Origin of the sequence: Curtobacterium luteum (assembly GCF_001475545.1) — a bacterium.
Classification (GTDB): domain Bacteria; phylum Actinomycetota; class Actinomycetes; order Actinomycetales; family Microbacteriaceae; genus Curtobacterium; species Curtobacterium luteum_A.
In genome coordinates this window covers 1-1,425 of record NZ_LDQC01000174.1, presented here as the reverse complement: position 1 = coordinate 1,425, position 1,425 = coordinate 1, and the positions used below count along the sequence as shown (strand labels likewise).

Genomic DNA, 1,425 nt, shown 5'->3' with positions numbered 1-1,425 from the left:
TCGCGGCGGCGATCCTCGAGCACGAGACGGTCGAGACGGACGCCGGCCGGATCCTCCTCGCCGGTCCCTGGGCCGACCAGGAGCCCTACCGGTACGACGCCTCCTACGCCTCGCCCGCCGCGTACCGGATCCTGGCCGGAGCGACCGGCGACGACCGGTGGCAGGAACTCGAGCAGGGGTCGCGCACCGTGACCGCCTCGCTCCTCGCCGCCACCGACCTCCCGAGCGACTGGTCCCAGGTGCACGCGGACGGCCGGGTCGAACCGATGCCCGCATCCGCGGACGACGGACGGGTGCTCTACGGCTACGACGCGATGCGCCTCCCGCTGCGGTACGCCGAGGCGTGCACCAGCGCCGACCGGAAGCTCGCTGGGTCGATCGCGCCGACGCTCCGCCGCTCGACCCAGCTCGCGGCGCAGCTCGACCTCGGCGGCACCGCGGTCACGGGTGACACGAACGCCCTCGCGTACGCAGCCCGGGCCGCGGCCGAGCACGCTGCCGGCAGCACGTCGGCCGCGCGGACCGACCTCGAACGGGCGGACCGGACCGCGGCCACGACGCCGACGTACTACGGCGACGCATGGGCGGCACTCGGCGCGACCATGCTCACGTCCGACGTGCTCGGCGGCTGCGCGGCCGGTTCCGGGAGTGACTCGTGAGCCGCCGGACCGCGTCGCACCGGACGCCGGACGCCCCGCGCTCGCCACGCCGCCGGGTGCTCGCCGTCGCGGTCGGTGTCGCGGTGCTGCTCGTCGGCGGCACGGTCGCCGGGGTCGCGGTCGCCGCCTCGAACAGCGGGACCTCCGCAGCCACCGCGACCGCCAGCGCGGGTGCGACCCGCGCTGCGGGTGCAACCGCAGGGGAGGGCAGGGCGGACTCCGCGACCGAGGGGTTCCAGGACCCGGCGGCCCCCGCGGCGACCTCGACGGCGACGCCCGTCCGCGTCGAGATCCCCGCGATCGGGGTGTCGAGCGGCCTGGAGGACCTGCACCGCGGTCCGGCCGGCGAACTCGACCCGCCGGAGGACTGGGACAGCGCTGGATGGTTCAGTGACGGCATCGTGCCCGGACAGGTCGGCCCGGCGGTCATCGCCGGACACGTCGACTCCCCCACGAGCGCCGCCGTGTTCTACCGGCTCGACGAGCTCGTTGCCGGCGACCGCATCACCGTGCAGATGTCCGACGGCAGCGACCGGGTGTTCCAGGTGCAGCGCTCCGAGCGGGCCGCGAAGTCGGCGTTCCCCACCAGCGACGTCTACGGCACCTCCCCGACCCCGGCGCTGCGGCTGATCACGTGCGACGGCACGTTCGACACCGCCACCGGTCACTACACCGACAACCTCATCGTGTTCGCGACCCTCGTGCACGACTGACCGACCGACTGAACGACAGGAGACCACGGTGCCCGAGTCACTGGTCATCATCC

2 protein-coding genes are annotated in these 1,425 nt (G+C 74.5%); both read left to right on the top strand.

The genetic code is table 11. The annotated features are described in order from the left end of the window. The coding region (locus NS184_RS16990; RefSeq protein ID WP_206556307.1) for a glycosyl hydrolase family 8 at nucleotides 1-659 on the top strand (659 nt) is incomplete at its 5' end. Continuing rightward, entirely contained in the window at nucleotides 656-1,372 is a 717-nt protein-coding gene (locus NS184_RS16985) for a class F sortase (protein ID WP_152998315.1), read from the top strand. The genes NS184_RS16990 and NS184_RS16985, both read left to right, overlap by 4 nt. The last annotated feature ends 53 nt before the right edge of the window (nucleotides 1,373-1,425 follow it).